This window comes from Bradyrhizobium guangdongense (genome assembly GCF_004114975.1).
GTDB classification, from domain to species: Bacteria; Pseudomonadota; Alphaproteobacteria; order Rhizobiales; family Xanthobacteraceae; genus Bradyrhizobium; species Bradyrhizobium guangdongense.
Genome location: NZ_CP030051.1, coordinates 6484661 through 6502055, shown reverse-complemented (window position 1 = coordinate 6502055; position 17395 = coordinate 6484661). Strand labels below are relative to the sequence as shown.

Genomic DNA, 17395 nt, shown 5'->3' with positions numbered 1-17395 from the left:
TGACCCCGCGGGGCTTGTTCCGCGTATTCCCGGCTCTAGACTGCGCCATAACAACAAGACACCGGGAAGACGACCAAGGCCATGCTGACCGAAGCTGCAACCTACGACGAGCTCTATCGCAACTTCCGCTGGGATATCCCCGCGCGCTTCAACATCGCGGAGGCCTGCTGCGACCGCCACGCTGACGGCGCTGGCCGGCTCGCACTTGTCTATGTCGACGAGAACGGCGCCATCACACGCACCTCCTTCGATGAGGTCGCCGACGCATCGCGCCGCTTCGCCAACGTGCTGAAGGCGGACGGACTAGTTCGGGGCGATCGCGTCGCGGTGTTCCTGTCGCAGTCGCTGGAATTGCCGGTTGCGCATATGGCGGCGTTTCGTTCCGGCATGATCTCGATTCCATTGTTTGCGCTGTTCGGTGAGGACGCGCTCGAGTTTCGGCTGTCGAATTCAGAAGCCAAGGCCGTTGTCACCGACCAAGCCGGCTGGGAGAAGCTAGCCAAGATCCGGGACCGGCTGCCGGACCTGAAGAAGGTCTACATCGTCGGCGAGCGTGCGCCCGTGGGCACGGCATCGTTCTGGGACGCGGTCAGGAGCGCGTCGCCTGACTTCACCCATGTCGACACCTCCGCAGACGATCCCGCGCTGATCATCTACACCTCCGGCACCACGGGCAATCCCAAGGGCGCGCTGCATGCGCATCGCGTCGTGCTCGGCCATCTTCCCAACGTCGAGATGTGCCACAACTTCTTGCCCCGGCCCGGCGATTTGATGTGGACGCCGGCCGACTGGGCCTGGATCGGCGGCCTCATCAACGGCCTGCTTGCGTTCTGGTATCACTGCATTCCGCTGGTGGGTCATCGCGCGCGAAAATTCGAGCCGCAGGCCGCGATGCAGATGATGGCCGATCTCGGCGTGCGCAACGTGTTCCTGCCGCCGACCGCGCTCAAGCTGATGCGGCAGGCGGGCGTGAAACATCCCGGCGTCAAGCTGCGCAGTATCTTCACCGGCGGTGAATCGCTCGGCGGCGAATTGCTCGGCTGGGTGCGTGAGACCTTCGGCATCGACGCGCATGAGGTGTTCGGCCAGACCGAGTGCAATCTCGTGATCGGCAGCAACTCCAATCTGTTTCCGATCCGGCCGGGTTCGATGGGCAAGGCGACGCCGGGATTTGATGTCCGCATCGTCAACGACAAGGGCGAGGAGCAGCCACGGGGGCAGCGCGGCATCATCGGCGTGCGCCAGCCATGCCCCGTCACCATGCTCGAATATTGGCGCAATCCCGAGGCAACGGCAAAAAAATACGCCGGCGAATTCCTGCTCACCGGCGATCTCGGCGTGCAGGATGAGGACGGCTATTTCTGGTACGTCAGCCGCGAGGACGACGTCATCACCACCGCGGGCTATCGCGTCGGCCCGTCCGAGATCGAGCATACGCTGATGAAGCATCCGTCGGTGGCGATGGCGGCCGTGGTCGGCATTCCCGATCCGATCCGTACCGAATCGATCAAGGCCTGGATCGTCTTGCGTCCGGGGTTTGCGGCGAGCGATGCGCTCGCCCGCGAGATCCAGGAGTTCGTGAAGGTGCAGCTCGCGGCGCACGAATATCCGCGCCTGGTCGAATTCGCCGAGACCCTGCCGATGACCGCGACAGGCAAGGTGCTCCGGCGCGAGCTGCGGGAGCGAGGTTAGCTTCGGACCATGCCAACGACGTCTCAAGCGCGAGGCTTCACCGCACATCGCTAGACGTCGACAGAGCGGATCGCAGCGTCGCCGCGAGATCCTGCCGCTTGAACGGTTTGGTCAGAACCCGGGCATCGCCCCCGTCGGGCATCTTGACCGGATCTTGGCTATAGCCCGAGGTGAAGAGCACCTTGAGACCGGGCCGTATGGCCGTTGCCTGCAGCGCGAGTTCCGGCCCGAACATGCCGCCGGGCATGACCACGTCGGTGAACAGCAAATGGACGTCGCCGGGCTCGCGCAAGACTTCCAGCGCCGCAGGCCCGTTCGAAGTCGCGATCACGCGGTAGCCGAGCGTTCTCAACTCGCTCTCGACATAGGCTCGGACCATGTCGTCGTCCTCGACGACCAGGATGGTCTCGCTTCCGTCTGGCGCAGTGCTCCGTTCCGCCGAGCCCGGATCCTCGTTCGGCGTCGCGGCGATACGGGGGAAGAACAGCCTGACGACGCTGCCTTGCCCCTGCGCGGACTGCATCTGCACGAGACCGCCGGACTGTTGCGCGAACCCGTAAACCATGCTCAGGCCGAGTCCCGTGCCTTTGCCGACCTCCTTGGTGGTGAAGAACGGCTCGAATGCGCGGTCCGCAACGTCGGCCGCCATGCCGCATCCGGTATCCGTCACGGCCACCATGACGTAGTCGCCTGGCCGCGGCTCGCCGTTGACGTCGAGGTCGGAAACGCCGAGCGAGCTGTTGCAGACTTCGACAGTCAGTTTGCCGCCGTCCGGCATCGCATCGCGCGCGTTGAGCACGAGGTTGAGCAGGGCAGTCGCCAGCTGGCCGGGATCGACGCTGGCGGGCCACAAATCCGCGCCGAACGCGAAACTGCATTCGATGTGCTCGCCGAGCGATCGGCGCAACAATTGCTCCATGCCGAGGACCTGCTTGGCGATGTCGATCTCGCGTGGCCTCAAGGGCTGCTTGCGCGCGAAAGCGAGCAGGCTGCGCGTCAGATCGGAGCCGCGCTCGGCTGCCGTCGCGATGTCGCCGGCGATTTTGCTCAATTCCTTGTTGCCCGCCAGCCGGTCGGCAAGATGCTCCGAATTGCCGAGGATGACGGTGAGGAGATTGTTGAAATCGTGCGCCACGCCGCCGGTGAGCTGGCCCATGGCCTCCATCTTCTGGGACTGGCTGAGCTTGTGGCTGAGGTCCGCGATGGCGGCGCGCTGCTGCTCGAGCGACTCCGCGGTGCCATTGAGCAGGGCCATCAGTCCGCCAAGCTCGCCGCTCGGATGCGGCGGCGGAATGCGCGCGCTGAGGTCGCCGAGTTCGAGCCGCTTCGCCATTGTGGCCAGCCGTCCCACCTGGCGCCCGACGCTGACGGTTGCAAGAAGCCAGATGCCGGCGAGCAGCAGCAGCGAAGCGACCGCGAGGATCGCCATGTCCTCGTAGAGCCGGCGGTTCGCCGCCGCGACCAGCCCGTCCTTGGACCGGCCGACCAGGATGATGAGGCCGGCATCGCGAATCGAAGGCGAGCGGGCGACGCCCCAGACCTGGGTGCGGCCGCTGCGATCGGTCACCTCGCGCGACGCCTCGCCATCGGGCGCCACGGCGAAGCGGAACAGGTCGGAGCCCGCGATCGAGGCACCAACGGGCTCACTCCAGCTGCCCGTCTTGGGTGCGACGAGAACAGTCCCCTTGCTGTCGGTCAGCAGAATCTCCTTCTCGGCAAGCAAGCGCTTGTCGTGAAATTCCGCGAATTTGTTCAGGTTGAACGAGGCGAGCAGCACGAATTTCAGCGCGCCGGCGTCCGATCGCACGGGATAGGCGATCTGGAGCACCGACATTCCGGTGAGGCGGCCGAACACCGGCTCAACAGCGACGGCGCCCTGCGAGACCTTTGCCTGCTTGAAGTAGGCGCGATCATTCAGATCGAGCGTGCGATTGGTCCGAAGCGAGTCGCAGAACAGGCGGCCGTCGGGATCGATGGTCAGGATTCCCGTGAACTGCGGATATTCCTCCCGCACGTCAGACAGAAATGCCGAGCACGCCGCCTTGTCGCGGGTGTCGAGGTCGCGGGCGCGGGCCAGACCATAGTGGAGCTGGGCTGTGCCTTGGATCTTCTCGCTCAGATCGCTCGCGATGTCGTCGGCGGACGCAGTCAGATCAGCCCGCGCCGCGTTGATCTCGCTGATCCGGTTCTGCACGAATCGCAAGCCGACGAGGCACGCCGGCACCAGCATCGCCGCGATGACGAGGATCAGTAACCGGGTACGCAGGCTCATCGTTGGGGCGGTCCGCTGTTCGCGCGTGTCTGATCGAAGGTACAATTTGCGGCACGATCGTCTGCGCAGTCCATAGGCAACGCGCGCAAATTGCAGCAAAGGTCAAAGATTCCGCGCTCGCGTGCATTGCAGCCCCGCTACAATCTTTCCGATGCTGGAAAGTTGCACGTGGGCGCGGCGGCGCTAATATCTCAGTCTGCGCGCGACGAGAGATCGCGCCGATATGGGGAGGAAGCTGATGTCCATCTCGGGCAAGGTCGATCCTGTAATCCGTCCCGTTGCGGCGACCGACATCGCCGAAGCGCTGGTCGAGGGCCTGCGCGACTTCCAGGCGCTGCCGCTGTATGGCATTGCTTTCGGTGCGCTCTACGCCGCCGGCGGTATCACGATCATGCTCTGTCTCACCGCCTTCGGCATGGTTTATCTCGTCTATCCGCTGGCAGCCGGCTTCGCGCTGATCGGGCCATTCGTGGCGATCGGCCTTTATGAGGTGAGCCGCCGCCGCGAGCGCGGCGAGCCGGTGTCCTTTGCCGCGATCTGGTCTGCGATACGCTCCCGCAGCGAGATCGGCTGGATGGCCTTCGTCACGCTGTTCGTCTTCGTGATCTGGATGTATCAGGTGCGGCTGTTGATCGCCCTGCTGCTCGGCCTGCACGCCTCGTTCTCGAGCCTGCAGGAATTCATCACGGTGGTGCTGACGACCAATGAGGGGCTGATGTTCCTCGCCATCGGCAACGCGGTTGGCGCCGTGTTGTCGCTGATCTTGTTCTCGCTGACCGTAGTGTCGTTTCCGCTGCTGCTCGACCGCGAGGTCGATTTCGTCACGGCGATGGTGACGAGCGTGCGCGCCGTGGTGACCAGCCCGCTGCCGATGATCTGCTGGGCCGCGGTGATCGTGATGCTGCTGATCGTCTCGGCGCTGCCCTATTTCCTCGGGCTGATCGTGACGCTACCGGTGCTCGGGCACGCGACGTGGCATCTTTACCGGCGGCTGGTGGTGCCGCTGCCGTAGTGCCGCAGGGTGGGCAAAGCGACTTGTCCGCCGTAGCTCGAAGAGCGAAGGCGGAAGCGTGCCCACGCGCCTGTTGCCGCACGGCGCATGTGCGCCTTTGCCCACCCTACGATAGTTTCGCCGGAACGACGAACACCTACGGCGTCTTGATGCCCATGGCCTTCAGCGCGTCCAGCATGCGCTGCGGCGGTCCGAGCCTGACGGCGAGTGGCTTGCCGGTTTCCAGCACGCTCTTGAGGCTCGAGAGGATCGCGGGCCAGCCCGAGCGCCCGCCGGACAGGATATCGTCGCTGAGCTCGCGGTCGTGGCCTTCGCTCATCGTGAGCCTGACAGCATCGCCGACCGGCTCGATGTCGTAGGTGACGAGGGTCGGGCCCAGCTTCTCGATCAATTCCGGCCAGTTGACGTTGAAGGTCACCGCGAGCTTGCGCGGCGGATCGTAGGCGAGCACTTCTCCGCTGATGTGCAATGCGCCGTCGGGCGTACGAACGGCGAAGGCGCCGCCCAGCCGGGGCTCGACCTCGACGGCATTGCCGAAGAAATATCGCCTGCTGAACTCCGCCGAGGTCAGCGCTTCCCAGACCTTCTCCGGCGTCGAGGCAATGTAGATGGTGTAGACCGTGAGCGGCCTGAACTGATCGAGCTTCATTTTGCGTCGAACCCCTTGTTGAGCGCCGTGCGCGGAATGGCGAGCACCTGGCCGCGCTCCAACAGGCTCTTGAGTCCGGACAGGATCGCCGGCCAGCCATTGGAGACGGCGCCGAGATATTTGCCGCCCTCGACAAAGCCGTCGTGCAACACGGTCAAACGCACGAGCGAGCCGAACGGTTCGATGGTGAAGACCACGCGCGAGATCGGTTCGCCGCGTAGCTCCTCGTATTTGTGATGCTTGAAGCTGTAGGACAGGCGCCGCGGCGGATCAGCCTCCAGGATCTCGCCTGAGTCGGTCACTTCCCCGTCGAGTGCGAGCGCGAAGGGCGAGCCGACCTTCCAGTCGGAGCGGACCTCGGCGCCGAACCAGTATTGCCTGGTGAATTCGCTCGACGTCAACGCCTGCCACAGCTTTTCCGGCGTGGTCTCGATGTAGGTGACATAGACGAATTGCGGTTTACTCATCACGCTTCTCCAGCTGTCGTTTCAATTCGCTCAGTGCGGCGAGCTTGCCGCGCTCGAATTTCCTGATCCAGCGCTCGCCGATCTGATGGATCGGCACCGGGTTGAGATAGTGCAGCTTCTCGCGACCATGCTTGATGGTCGTGACCAGATTGGCCTCCTCCAGGATGACCAGATGCTTGGTCACCGCCTGCCGCGTCATCGCGAGGCCTTCGCAGAGTTCGTTGAGTGTTTGGCCGTTCCTGGCGTGAAGCCTGTCCAGCAGCGACCGTCGCGAGGCATCGGCAAGCGCTTTGAAGACCTCATCCATGAAAGCGATAATAGGCAACCAAATGGTTGCATGTCAAGATGGTGTCTTGGGCGCGTGGGAGTGGCTGTGCTAGCCTTGAAGCTCAGCCAACGCAGATTGGTTCCGGGAGGACTTTGATGTTCCGTTGCGTCCTGACTGCTGCCGCCCTCGTTCTTTTTGCCGGCAGCACTTCCGTTCACGCCCAGAAGCAAACGATCGGCGCGCCGCCCGAGGCGTCCAACATGAAGCTGGTGGGCAGCAACGATCTGCAGGCGCGCAGTGCCTATCAGCCGACCATCCACCATCAGGGCAACCGCTGGATCGCCTATATCGGCCATCACGGCGGCACCGATGAGGTGCCTGCTCCCGTCAATCCGATGACGGGGCAAGCGGAGCCGAGCGGGACCTCGATCGTCGACGTCACCGATCCCGCGCATCCAAAATATCTCAAGCATCTGCCGGGGCAGGAGGGCAAATACGAATCCGGCGGCGCGCAGATGGTGCGGGTCTGCGACGGCAAGACCGTGCCGAAGGGCGATCCCAACGCGGTCTACATGCTGCGCACCTTCGGCAGCGAGGCGCACGAGATCTGGAACGTCGCCGATCCCGCAAACCCCGTGCTGCTCACGCGCCTCGGCGGCTTGAAGGACACGCACAAGAGCTGGTGGGAATGCGACACCGGCATCGCCTATCTCGTCTCGGGCGCGCCGGAGTGGCGCACGCGCCGCATGACGCAGGTCTATGATCTGTCCGATCCCGCGCATCCGCAGAAGATCCGCGACTTCGGCCTGCCCGGGCAGGAGCCGGGATCGACCGGCGCGGTACCGACCGAGCTGCACGGGCCGATCTCGACGGGGCCCAATGGCAATCGCGTCTATTTCGGCTACGGCACCAACAAGGGCGGCATCCTGCAGATCGTCGATCGCGACAAGCTCCTGCACGGGCCGAAGGAACCGACACCGGACAATCTGCGCTATCCCGAAATCTCGCGGCTGCCGATGTCGGCGTTCAACGGCGCGCACACCACCTTTCCGATGCTCGACATGCCCGTGGCGGAGTTCGCCGAGGACAAGGAGGGCAAGACGCGCGACATCGTCATGATCGTCGACGAGGCCATCCTGAACGAATGCGGCGAGGCGCGGCAGATGGTGTGGTTCGCGGACGTCACCACCGAGACGCGGCCGATGATCATTTCGAGCTACACGGTGCCCGAGGCAAGCGGGCAGTTCTGCCAGCGCGGCGGCCGGTTCGGTTCGCATTCCTCGAACGAGAGCATGGCGCCGGTCTATTACAGGAAGATGGCCTTCATCGCCTTCTTCAATGCCGGCGTGCGCGCGCTCGACATCCGCGACCCCTATCATCCCAAGGAGGTCGGCTATTTCATTCCCGCCATCACGCCGGCGACCGACAAGCGCTGCATTCCGGTCGAGGGAGGCGAGCGCTGCAAGGTCGCGATCCAGACCAACAATGTCGAGACCGACGACCGCGGCTATATCTACATCGTCGATCGCGCCAACACCGGCTTGCACATTCTCGAACTGACCGGGGCCGCGCGCGCCGTGGCCGGCCTTCCGAAGAATTGACGATGCGGCGCGCGGCGACAAGGGCGGTGGCGGTGATCATGCTCGGCGCCTCCGGTGTCGGCGCATATCAGCTCGCGGGGCAGCCAGCGACAGTTTCAGAGCATTGGCGCGAGATCGCCTGGCCGTTTCCGCGCGACGGCTGGCCTGCGGGCCGCGCGTTTCGCTGTGAGGGCGGGGCCTGCGACGGCGCCGCGCTCTATCTCCGCGCCAAGCGTGGCTTCTGCAATTGCGACAGCGGCGTCGCCGATGACGACGAGGTCGATCGCGTCGCCGATATCGACCTGATCACCCCGCGCTTCAGGCCGACTGCGCCGGGCGAGCTGGTGCATGTCGGTGAGATGCACGGTCGCGCGCGGGCCTATGATCTCGCGACATATGATGGCGCCGGTCACGCCGCTGTCGGCATTGCCGTGTCCCGGCGCTGCGATCTCTTTGTCGCGGCCGCGCAAGGGCGCGGCGACGCCGGCGCGATGCAGCAGGCGGCGCTCGTGTTTCTGGAGACGCCGGAGATCAAATCGTGGGCGATGGCCGCGCTGGACGGCAAGTGAGTGCCATGCATTAATGGCCGCAAACCGCTTCGAGCTTCGAGTCCTCGCCATGATGTCCATGCAAGCCTATTTCGCCTTCGTCGCCGCCTGCATTGCGCTCGCGCTGCTGCCGGGGCCCATCGTCACGCTCGTCATCGCCAACGGCCTTCGCCACGGCACGCGCGCGGCGCTGACCAACGTCGCCGGCGCGCAAGCGGGCCTTGCCATCGTCATCGGCATCGTCGCGATCGGCCTGACCTCGCTGATGTCGACCATGGGCTACTGGTTCGACTGGGTCCGCTTTGCCGGCGCGGCCTACCTGGTGTGGCTCGGCATCAAGCTGATCCGGGCACCGATCGAAGGCGTCAAGGTCGACGAGCCGCCGGCCCCGCCGCGCGGCGGATTCTTTCTCCAGGGTTTCCTGGTTCTGCTGTCCAACCCCAAGGTGCTGGTGTTCTTCGGCGCCTTCATTCCGCAGTTCATGGACATGAACCAGCCGCACGTTCCGCAAGTGGCGCTGCTGGGCGTCACCTTCATGGTCACCGCCGTGATGACGGACGCGCTCTACGCGATCGCCGCCGGCCGCGCCCGAAAATTCTTCTCGGCTCGCCGCACCCGCCTGATGTCGCGCATCTCCGGCGGCTTCATGATCGGCGGCGGCATCTGGCTGGCGCTGACCCGGGCGAAATGAGCTCCCGGTTCAACCCTGATCTGCGGCGCAGCTAGTCGACGAGCCGCTGCGCCCGCAGCTCGATCTCGATCTCCGCAAAAATCCGCGCCAGCCGCTCGGCCCATTGCTGCTGGCCGGACTGATCGGCGATCAGGTCCTGCCGGATCTCGATGCCGGTATTGATGAGGCCGCGCGCCTCGCCGTGCACGGGGATGGTGTAGTCGGTGAGATCGCTCGCCGCATAGGGCTCGTTGTCGCCGACGACGAGATCGCTCTCGCTGCGCAGATGTTTCAGCAGCAGCTTCGGCAGCACGGTGTCGCGGTTGTAGAGCGCGCCGATGTGCCAGGGTCGCGCGACGCCGGCATAGACCGGCGTGAAGCTGTGCAGCGCCACCAGCACCGTCGGCCGCTTCGCGCGAAGGCGGCTGTCGATCGCGGCATCGATGCGGTGATGATAGGGCTCGAAGATCTCGCGCCGCCTTAGCGTGCGCTCGCCGTCCGAAATGCCCTCGTTGCACGGGATCCTCGTCGCCTCCGAGATGACGGGGATCGAGCTCGCGACGCCGGGTGGGCGGTTGCAGTCGATCACGAGCCGCGAATAGCGCTGCGCGATCAGATGGGCGTTCAGCATCTGCGCCATCCGCTCGGCGACGCCGGCGATGCCGATGTCCCAGCCGATGTGCCGCGACAGCTCGCTCTCGGGAATGCCGAGATCACCGAGCGCGCGCGGCAGGACGCGGCCGTAATGGTCCGACGTGAGCAGGAAGGGCGATGTGCCCTCCGCATTCACTTCATGCACTGGCGGAATATCGCCCTCGCCAAGCAGGTGATCGGTCGTCTCGGCCGTGTGCAGGTCCATCCTGATTGCCTATCAAACGATAATCTGTCTAATCGGAGTAACCCCATTGCACCGGCGCCGCAACGTCAGGACAACATGAGCTTCGATCGTCTCTTCGTCTACGGCACCCTGATGCGCGGCTTCGACCATCCGATGGCGCGGCTCTTGGCGCAGCATGCGGATTTCCTCGGCGAAGCGACGTGCCGTGGCCGGCTCGTCCTCGTGAAGCATTATCCGGGATTGCTGCTGTCGGACGCGGCCTCTGACCTCGTTCATGGCGAGCTGTTCCGCTTGCGGGCAGGCGATGAGCTGCTGCGCGAGCTCGACATGTACGAGGCCTGCGGCGAGGGCTTTCCGGAGCCGACCGAATATCTGCGCCGGCTGATCGACGTGACAGGCGCTGATGGCACGACGTCGCCGGCCTGGACCTATGTCTACAATTGGCCGGTGACTGATCTGCCGCACATCGAGTCCGGCAGGTTTCTCGAGCATTAAGCCTGATCCGGAAAAGTGCGCAGCGGTTTTCCGACAAGATCATGCTCAAATAAGAGCTTAAAGCGCGATCTCATCGCGCTTTAAGCCGACAGCACTTCCTTCACCACGCGCAAATCGACCTCGCGCTCGACATAGCTCCATTCCTCGGTCCGCCGCAGCATGCCGACCAGCTCCTCGAATAGCGGGGTGTGCGCGGGGGCGAACTCGAACCAGGTCAGGAAATCGAAGGGCTCGCCGAGGTCGCGGCAGTGATAGAGCTGGCGCGCGATGGCGGGCAGGAAACGCAGGCTGCTCGCGATGTGGTGCGACTTGTCCTCGAAGATCTTGCGCCGCTCCTCCTGCGTCAGGTCCCACCAGGCCTGCGACTTGCGGATCGGGATCAGCGCCGCGCTGGTCGCTTCCAGCCGGCCGAGGCCGGCCTGCACGCTCTCGAGCTGCTGCTTCTCGCCCCGCTCGGTGTAGCGCAAATGGCTGGGCACGCCGACCAGCCGCCAGGCGTTGCGCGAGGGGATCAGCGGCAGCGCGACGGCCTCGCCGTCGGTCACCGACAGCGCCGGCATGAAGGGCAGGGGCTCGCCCGTCACAGGCGATAGCGAGGTCACGCGCCAGCCCCCGCTCTGGCCGCCCCGAAAGGTCCTGAACATGGCCTATCGAAGCGTGGAACCGGGCGGGGGGCAAGCTCTCTGTCATTCCGGGGCGCGCGAAGCGCGAGCCCGGAATCCATTTCTCCCAGCATACCGGCGGCTCGATGAATTCCGGGCTCGCCCCTTTGGCGCGCCCCGGAATGACAGAACGCCCTGTGCATAGGTCGAATAGTCAGGATAACCCGCCCAAACCTGACTTCTGGCCCCGCCGCACCTATATCCCTGATCCTTCGCCCGACTCACCCCGGATTGCGCTACACCCACGCCATGCGCTTCACGCCCCAATTCCTCGACGAGCTTCGTGCCCGGCTTTCGGTTTCCGAGGTCGTGGGCAAGCGCGTCAAGCTGAAGAAGGCGGGGCGGGAGTGGAAGGGGCTGTCGCCGTTCCAGCAGGAGAAGACGCCGTCCTTCTACGTCAACGACCAGAAGGGCTTTTACCACGACTTCTCCTCCGGCAAGCACGGCGACATCATCACCTTCGTGATGGAGACCGACGGCCTGCCGTTCGCCGAAGCGGTCGAGCGGCTCGCCGGCATGGCGGGGCTGCCGCTGCCGGTGGTGACGCCGGATGCGGCGCGGCACGAGCAGCGCCGCCGCACCCTGCACGACGTCATGGAGCTCGCGGCCAAGTTTTTCTCGGAGACGCTGGCCTCGCGCGTCGGCGCGAAGGCGCGCGGCTATCTTGCCGATCGCGCCATCTCGCCTGCGACGCAGTTGCAGTTCCGTCTCGGCTATGCGCCGCCGCCGCCCGAGCGCTTCGCGCTGAAGGAGCATCTCGGCAAGCTCGGCGTCTCCGTCGAGGACATGATCGAGACCGGTCTTCTGGTCGCCGGCAACGACATCCCGGTGCCCTACGATCGTTTCCGCGATCGCGTGATGTTTCCGATCACGGATCTGCGCGGCCGCGTCATCGCCTTCGGCGGACGCGCGCTGGAGAAGGACGTTCCGGCCAAATATCTGAACTCGCCGGAGACGCCGCTCTTCCACAAGGGCGACAATCTCTACAATCACCAGGCCGCGCGCAAAGCCACCCATGACGGCAGCGCGCTGATCGTGGTCGAAGGCTATGTCGACGTCATCGCCATGGTCACCGCGGGTTTTCCCGGCGCCGTGGCGCCGCTCGGCACCGCGCTCACCGAAAACCAGCTCGCGCTGCTCTGGAAGATGGCGGACGAGCCGATCCTCTGCTTCGACGGCGACCGCGCCGGACAGAAGGCCGCCTATCGCGCGGCGGATCTCGCGCTGCCATTTCTTAGCCCCGGCAAGAGCCTGCGCATTGCGCTGCTGCCGGAAGGGCAGGACCCCGACGATCTCGCGCGCTCCGGTGGCCGCGCTGCGATCGAGGAGGTGATCGCGGCGGCGCGCCCGCTCGCCGACATGATCTGGTCGCGCGAGCTCGAAGGCGGCAATTTCGCAACGCCTGAGCGGCGCGCCGCACTGGAAGCGCGCATCAAGGAGCTCACGAACGGCATCCGTGACGAAGTCGTGCGTCGCTATTATCGCGACGATTTCGTCGAGCGGCTGCAACGCACCTTCTCGCCCGACGGCGGGCGCGGCGGCTTTGCTAATAGGGGCAATTTCCGCCAAGGCCAGGGAGGCGGCGGCGGCCGCTCGTTCCAGCCCCGCGGCTTTCAGGCGAATCGATTCGGCCAGGGCTTCGGCCAAGGGTTCGGCGGAGGCCGCCGCGGCGGCCCGCCCGGCCCCACCCCGCTACCTTCAGGCCCCTACCAGGCGGCGAGCCCGCAGCTGGCGGCGAGCCCGATCATGCGTGGGCAGCGGAGCGCCATTTCCCGCCGCGAGGCCCTGATCCTGCAATGCCTGATCAACCACCCCTGGCTGCTGCATGACCACCTCGAGGAGGTCGCCGCCCTGGAGCTGGCTCATCCCGAGGCCCACAAGCTCCGGGCTGCCATTATCAGCGCTTTCGTCAACGACCATTACCACTCCCCGGACCCCGAGGAGCAGGCGGAGAAGATGCGCGGCGACCTCGAAAAGGGCGGGTTTTCGCAGGTTCTTCAAAGGGTTGAGAGCGCCATCACCACCGCGGCGGTGTGGGGCGCCCGCGAGGGCGCGGCGCGGGACGACGTTCTTGCCACCTGGCACCAGCTCGTTGCCTTGCATCGGCAATGGCATTCACTACTTAGAGAGCTGAAAGACGCCGAGCTGGCCTTGGGGGAGGACCCCAGCGAGGCCAATTTGGCGTGGCTGCGTGACGTCAAGGCTCGGATAGGAGAGGTCGACGGCACCGAGGCCCTGATCGAGGGTTTTGGCGAGCTGTCCGGCCGGTTCCAGAAGAGCGTGTGATGAAAGAATCATGCGGACGGCGGTGGCCGGAACCGCTAAAAGACTCGCCAAATCCAAGGTTTGGCGGCAAAAACAGGGTTAATCGAGGCTTAACGGTCTTGTAGCACTTTGGCCCCCGCGGCCGCAGGCAGAACAGACGCGTCAGGAATGAATCCGCGCAACAGCTGTTGGCACTTCACCTGCATCCGCCGCGACAAAGAGGCTCACGAAGCGTTAGGCAAATCCGGCGAGAGAAAGGTCGGGGTGGCGAGATATTGTGCGCGCCGCCCTTTCCGTGTCGAGATCTGACGAAGCGAGAGCGTCGAACAACAGGTTCAAGTGGATTCACGCTGGCAGGCCGCTGCGCCTCCCGCATGAAGCGCGTTTAGGAGCAATGGATGGCCACCAAGGCAAAGACGCTGCAGGCGAAGGACAAGGAAAAAGACGACAAGGCAGCGGACGCCCCGGAGAAGGACTCCCAGGACGCGCCGTCTCCCTTGCTCGATCTGTCCGACGCGGCAGTGAAGAAGATGATCAAGCAGGCCAAGAAGCGCGGCTTCGTGACCTTCGATCAGCTCAACGAAGTTTTGCCGTCCGACCAGACCTCCCCGGAGCAGATCGAGGACATCATGTCCATGCTCTCGGACATGGGCATCAACGTCACCGAAGCCGACGATTCTGAAGGCGAGGAAGAGAAGGACGAGGGTGACGACGAGACCGATAACGAGCTCGTCGAGGTCACCCAGAAGGCCGTCACCGAGGTCAAGAAGAGCGAGCCGGGCGAGCGCACCGACGATCCCGTGCGCATGTATCTGCGCGAGATGGGCACGGTCGAGCTGCTGTCCCGCGAAGGCGAAATCGCCATCGCCAAGCGCATCGAGGCCGGCCGCGAGGCGATGATCGCGGGCCTCTGCGAAAGCCCGCTGACCTTCCAGGCCATCATCATCTGGCGCGACGAGCTCAACGAAGGCAAGATCTTCCTCCGCGACATCATCGATCTCGAAGCCACCTATGCCGGCCCCGAGGCCAAGGGCGGCATGAACACTGCGATGATCGCAGGTCCTGCCGGCGAAAACGGTGAGGCCGCGGCCGATGGCAGCCAGCCGGCCGCAGCGGCTGCGCCCGCGCATGTCGCCCCGCCCGCAGCTCCGCCGTCGCCGACCCCGTTCCGCGCGGCGCAGCCCGCCGCCGCCGGTGGCGAGGACAAGGATCCGGGCGAGGCCGCCGCCGAAGCCGACATGGACGAGGACGACGAGTTCGAGAACCAGATGTCGCTCGCGGCGATCGAGGCCGAGCTCAAGCCGAAGGTCGTCGAGATCTTCGACAAGATCGCCGAGAGCTACAAGAAGCTGCGCAAGCTTCAGGAGCAGGACATCCAGAACCAGCTCGAGAGCACCTCGCATGGTCCCTCGCTCTCGCCGCACCAGGAGCGCAAGTACCGCAAGCTCAAGGACGAGATCATCGTCGAGGTGAAGTCGCTGCGCCTGAACCAGGCGCGTATCGATTCACTCGTCGAGCAGCTCTACGACATCAACAAGCGCCTCGTCTCGCATGAGGGCCGCCTGATGCGTCTCGCCGACAGCCACGGCGTCGCGCGCGAGGATTTTCTGCGCAACTACACCGGTTCTGAATTGGATCCGCGCTGGCTCAACCGTGTGTCGAAACTCTCCGCCAAGGGCTGGAAGAACTTCGTCCACCACGAGAAGGACCGCATCAAGGACCTCCGTCACGAGGTGCATCAGCTCGCCGCGCTGACCGGCCTCGAGATCGTCGAGTTCCGCAAGATCGTGCACTCCGTGCAGAAGGGCGAGCGCGAGGCACGTCAGGCCAAGAAGGAGATGGTGGAAGCCAACCTTCGCCTCGTGATCTCGATCGCCAAGAAATACACCAACCGCGGCCTCCAATTCCTCGACCTGATCCAGGAAGGCAATATCGGCCTGATGAAGGCGGTCGATAAGTTCGAATACCGCCGCGGCTACAAGTTCTCGACCTACGCCACGTGGTGGATCCGGCAGGCGATCACCCGCTCGATCGCCGACCAGGCCCGCACCATCCGCATCCCCGTGCACATGATCGAGACGATCAACAAGATCGTGCGCACGTCCAGGCAGATGCTCAACGAGATCGGCCGCGAGCCGACCCCGGAAGAGCTCGCCGAGAAGCTCGGCATGCCGCTCGAGAAGGTCCGCAAGGTCCTCAAGATCGCCAAGGAGCCGCTCTCGCTGGAAACGCCGGTCGGCGACGAAGAGGATTCGCATCTCGGCGATTTCATCGAGGACAAGAACGCGATCCTCCCGATCGACGCCGCGATCCAGTCCAACCTGCGCGAAACCACCACGCGCGTGCTCGCCTCGCTCACCCCGCGCGAAGAGCGCGTCCTGCGCATGCGCTTCGGCATCGGCATGAACACCGACCACACGCTGGAAGAGGTGGGGCAGCAGTTCTCGGTGACGAGAGAGCGTATTCGCCAGATCGAAGCCAAGGCGCTGCGGAAGCTGAAGCATCCGTCACGGTCGCGGAAGCTGCGGAGCTTCTTGGATAACTAGTTCGGATCGTCATGCCCGGGCCCGACTCGGGTATCCATCCAATCGAAAACGGCGGGCCGAAAGCCCGCCGTTTATTTTTGGTGGCCAGTCCAGCCTAACGCTCCCCGCGGATTCTTGCCCACTCATCGAGTATTTGGCGGTACTTCGCGATGAAAAGATCCGGTTCGTCACCAGCTCTGCCAACTTCAGCTGGCCTAAAATATGCGCGGCGCAACAAATCAATAATCCTAAAGTCCTCATAGCGAAAATCGGGAAGTGCTTGTTGTAGCGCCCAAAATCCAAGCCTGGCGCCTTCGTCGGGGAGAATGGGTGTCTCGCTGAAATAAGGATAGATCACCCGGCTAGATCCGTCAGGGATTCTCACCGCAACCAAGTTCTCGATCTTTATCGTGGCGTTTAACTCTTCGACGGTGAATTGAGCTTTTACGCTCGTCGGATAAGCTTCGAACTTCTCGTTGCGCCACCGAACTTTCTCGTTCCACAAACTAAGAAAGCTTTCCGTGAGCAGAGGGTAGAGACGAGACCGCGCTTTGTTACTTTCAATTCGAAGCTTGGTCTGCATACGTAGGTCTGAGAGGCCAGCGACGTGGTCCTTTGCGTCGGCCCAGAATGGGCCGTGAAAGTCTCCGCCATTACTTGCGCCTTCGTCATCCTTCGTTTCCTCCTTGCGGACGTCATCGACCAACAGCCTTCTTCGCTCTCTTCGATCCGCGTACATAAGGCGAACATCAGCGTGGGACTTTGGTCGTGTCGATCCCGGCGGTCTCATCGGTCTCCGCGGGAGGAGGTTTCTCGCCGCGCTCACGGTAAGATGGCAAATCCGACGCATTTGCTGATGGTGGGTTGGCTTCCAGTCGGGAAATGTCGCGCTTCATTTCGACGATCTCGCGCACCTGGGCATCTATGATCCCGTCGGCAAGTTTCCGCACTTCCGGGTCTTTGATGTGCGCCCGCTCGCTCGTCATGATCGCTATCGAGTGGTGGGGGATCATGGCTTCCATATAGGCGACGTCGCCAATCGTTTGCTGGCTGCGCACGAGCCACAGCGAAGCCCCGAATACAAGGAGAGCGACAGCGAGAATTGCGGCATTCAGCCCGCGGCTTTTGTACATGCCGAGCATGAAGCTGAGCATGATTATCGCCATCGCCGCTCCCATGAGCAGGGCCATATAGACCCGGGTCTCACTGAAGCGCACGTGTTCCAGGGCGTAGGTGTTGAAGTACATCAACACGAACATCACGACGGTCGAGACCGCAATCATTGCGAAAAAGCGCGTGTAGGACATGGGTCACCTCCTCAGAGGAGACGCATCGAAATTGGCAGAGTTCCTCGGAAGCCGCCATGGCGGCCCTGGGTGAAAATCGGCAATGTTCTCAACCGGCGAAATTGTTCGGCCTTGCCCAAGATCCGACGTCGCTGATTTCTGGGTA

At 64.0% G+C, this 17395-nt stretch carries 16 protein-coding genes; 8 read left to right on the top strand and 8 right to left on the bottom strand.

The genetic code is table 11. The features are described from left to right. Positions 1–81: 81 nt before the first annotated feature. Entirely contained in the window at positions 82–1692 is a 1611-nt protein-coding gene (locus tag X265_RS31070) for an acyl-CoA synthetase (RefSeq protein WP_128968278.1), read from the top strand. Between the two features lie 37 nt (positions 1693–1729). On the opposite strand, the gene X265_RS31065 is transcribed toward X265_RS31070, so the two are convergent. After that, positions 1730–3964: an ATP-binding protein gene (locus X265_RS31065; protein WP_128968277.1), complete on the bottom strand. Its 2235-nt coding sequence runs from the start codon at positions 3962–3964 to the stop codon at positions 1730–1732. A 238-nt stretch (positions 3965–4202) separates the two neighbouring features. Here X265_RS31065 and X265_RS31060 point away from each other — a divergent pair, with 238 nt between their 5' ends. Beyond that, positions 4203–4976, top strand: a complete 774-nt coding sequence (locus X265_RS31060; RefSeq protein WP_128968276.1) for a DUF2189 domain-containing protein — start codon at positions 4203–4205, stop codon at positions 4974–4976. Positions 4977–5112: 136 nt separating this feature from the next. Here the strand turns inward: X265_RS31060 and X265_RS31055 are convergent, their stop codons facing one another. Genes X265_RS31055 through X265_RS31045 form a run of 3 tightly spaced genes read right to left on the bottom strand, consistent with a single transcriptional unit; the run spans position 5113 to position 6399 of the window. Next, positions 5113–5625 (bottom strand): SRPBCC family protein, encoded by a 513-nt coding sequence (locus tag X265_RS31055; RefSeq protein ID WP_128968275.1) that lies wholly within the window; start codon positions 5623–5625, stop codon positions 5113–5115. Continuing rightward, a complete protein-coding gene (locus tag X265_RS31050) occupies positions 5622–6092 on the bottom strand; it encodes an SRPBCC family protein (protein WP_128968274.1) in 471 nt (156 codons plus the stop codon). The genes X265_RS31055 and X265_RS31050 overlap by 4 nt, the downstream gene beginning before the upstream one ends. Then, complete coding sequence (locus tag X265_RS31045) at positions 6085–6399, bottom strand: ArsR/SmtB family transcription factor (RefSeq protein ID WP_128968273.1); 315 nt, start codon at positions 6397–6399, stop codon at positions 6085–6087. Before X265_RS31045 ends, X265_RS31050 begins: the two co-directional genes overlap by 8 nt. 116 nt (positions 6400–6515) lie before the next feature. Between X265_RS31045 and X265_RS31040 the strand changes: the two genes are divergently transcribed. Genes X265_RS31040 through X265_RS31030 form a run of 3 tightly spaced genes read left to right on the top strand, consistent with a single transcriptional unit; the run spans position 6516 to position 9179 of the window. After that, positions 6516–7961, top strand: coding sequence for an LVIVD repeat-containing protein (locus X265_RS31040; protein ID WP_128968272.1), 1446 nt, complete (start codon positions 6516–6518; stop codon positions 7959–7961). Between the two features lie 2 nt (positions 7962–7963). Then, the gene (locus X265_RS31035; protein WP_128968271.1) at positions 7964–8509 is read left to right on the top strand and encodes a hypothetical protein; all 546 of its coding nucleotides are present in this window, start codon (positions 7964–7966) and stop codon (positions 8507–8509) included. Positions 8510–8558: 49 nt separating this feature from the next. Further along, complete coding sequence (locus X265_RS31030) at positions 8559–9179, top strand: LysE family translocator (protein WP_188637449.1); 621 nt, start codon at positions 8559–8561, stop codon at positions 9177–9179. 31 nt (positions 9180–9210) lie between these two features. On the opposite strand, the gene X265_RS31025 is transcribed toward X265_RS31030, so the two are convergent. Beyond that, on the bottom strand, positions 9211–10017 hold the full coding sequence (locus X265_RS31025) for an N-formylglutamate amidohydrolase (RefSeq protein WP_128968270.1): 807 nt from the start codon (positions 10015–10017) through the stop codon (positions 9211–9213). 75 nt (positions 10018–10092) lie between these two features. Between X265_RS31025 and X265_RS31020 the strand changes: the two genes are divergently transcribed. After that, positions 10093–10491: a gamma-glutamylcyclotransferase family protein gene (locus tag X265_RS31020; RefSeq protein ID WP_128968269.1), complete on the top strand. Its 399-nt coding sequence runs from the start codon at positions 10093–10095 to the stop codon at positions 10489–10491. A gap of 80 nt (positions 10492–10571) precedes the next feature. Here X265_RS31020 and X265_RS31015 read toward each other — a convergent pair whose 3' ends face one another. Beyond that, a complete protein-coding gene (locus X265_RS31015) occupies positions 10572–11135 on the bottom strand; it encodes a chlorite dismutase family protein (protein WP_128968268.1) in 564 nt (187 codons plus the stop codon). Positions 11136–11402: 267 nt separating this feature from the next. On the opposite strand from X265_RS31015, the gene dnaG reads away from it, so the two are divergent. Both dnaG and rpoD read left to right on the top strand, forming a co-directional pair. Then, entirely contained in the window at positions 11403–13439 is a 2037-nt protein-coding gene (gene dnaG / locus X265_RS31010; RefSeq protein ID WP_128969479.1) for a DNA primase, read from the top strand. Positions 13440–13816: 377 nt separating this feature from the next. Beyond that, complete coding sequence (gene rpoD / locus X265_RS31005; protein WP_128968267.1) at positions 13817–15964, top strand: RNA polymerase sigma factor RpoD; 2148 nt, start codon at positions 13817–13819, stop codon at positions 15962–15964. 94 nt (positions 15965–16058) lie between these two features. Here the strand turns inward: rpoD and X265_RS31000 are convergent, their stop codons facing one another. Then, positions 16059–16649: a hypothetical protein gene (locus X265_RS31000; protein WP_128968266.1), complete on the bottom strand. Its 591-nt coding sequence runs from the start codon at positions 16647–16649 to the stop codon at positions 16059–16061. Positions 16650–16692: 43 nt separating this feature from the next. Beyond that, positions 16693–17250, bottom strand: a complete 558-nt coding sequence (locus tag X265_RS30995) for a DUF305 domain-containing protein (RefSeq protein ID WP_128968265.1) — start codon at positions 17248–17250, stop codon at positions 16693–16695. Positions 17251–17395 lie beyond the last annotated feature (145 nt).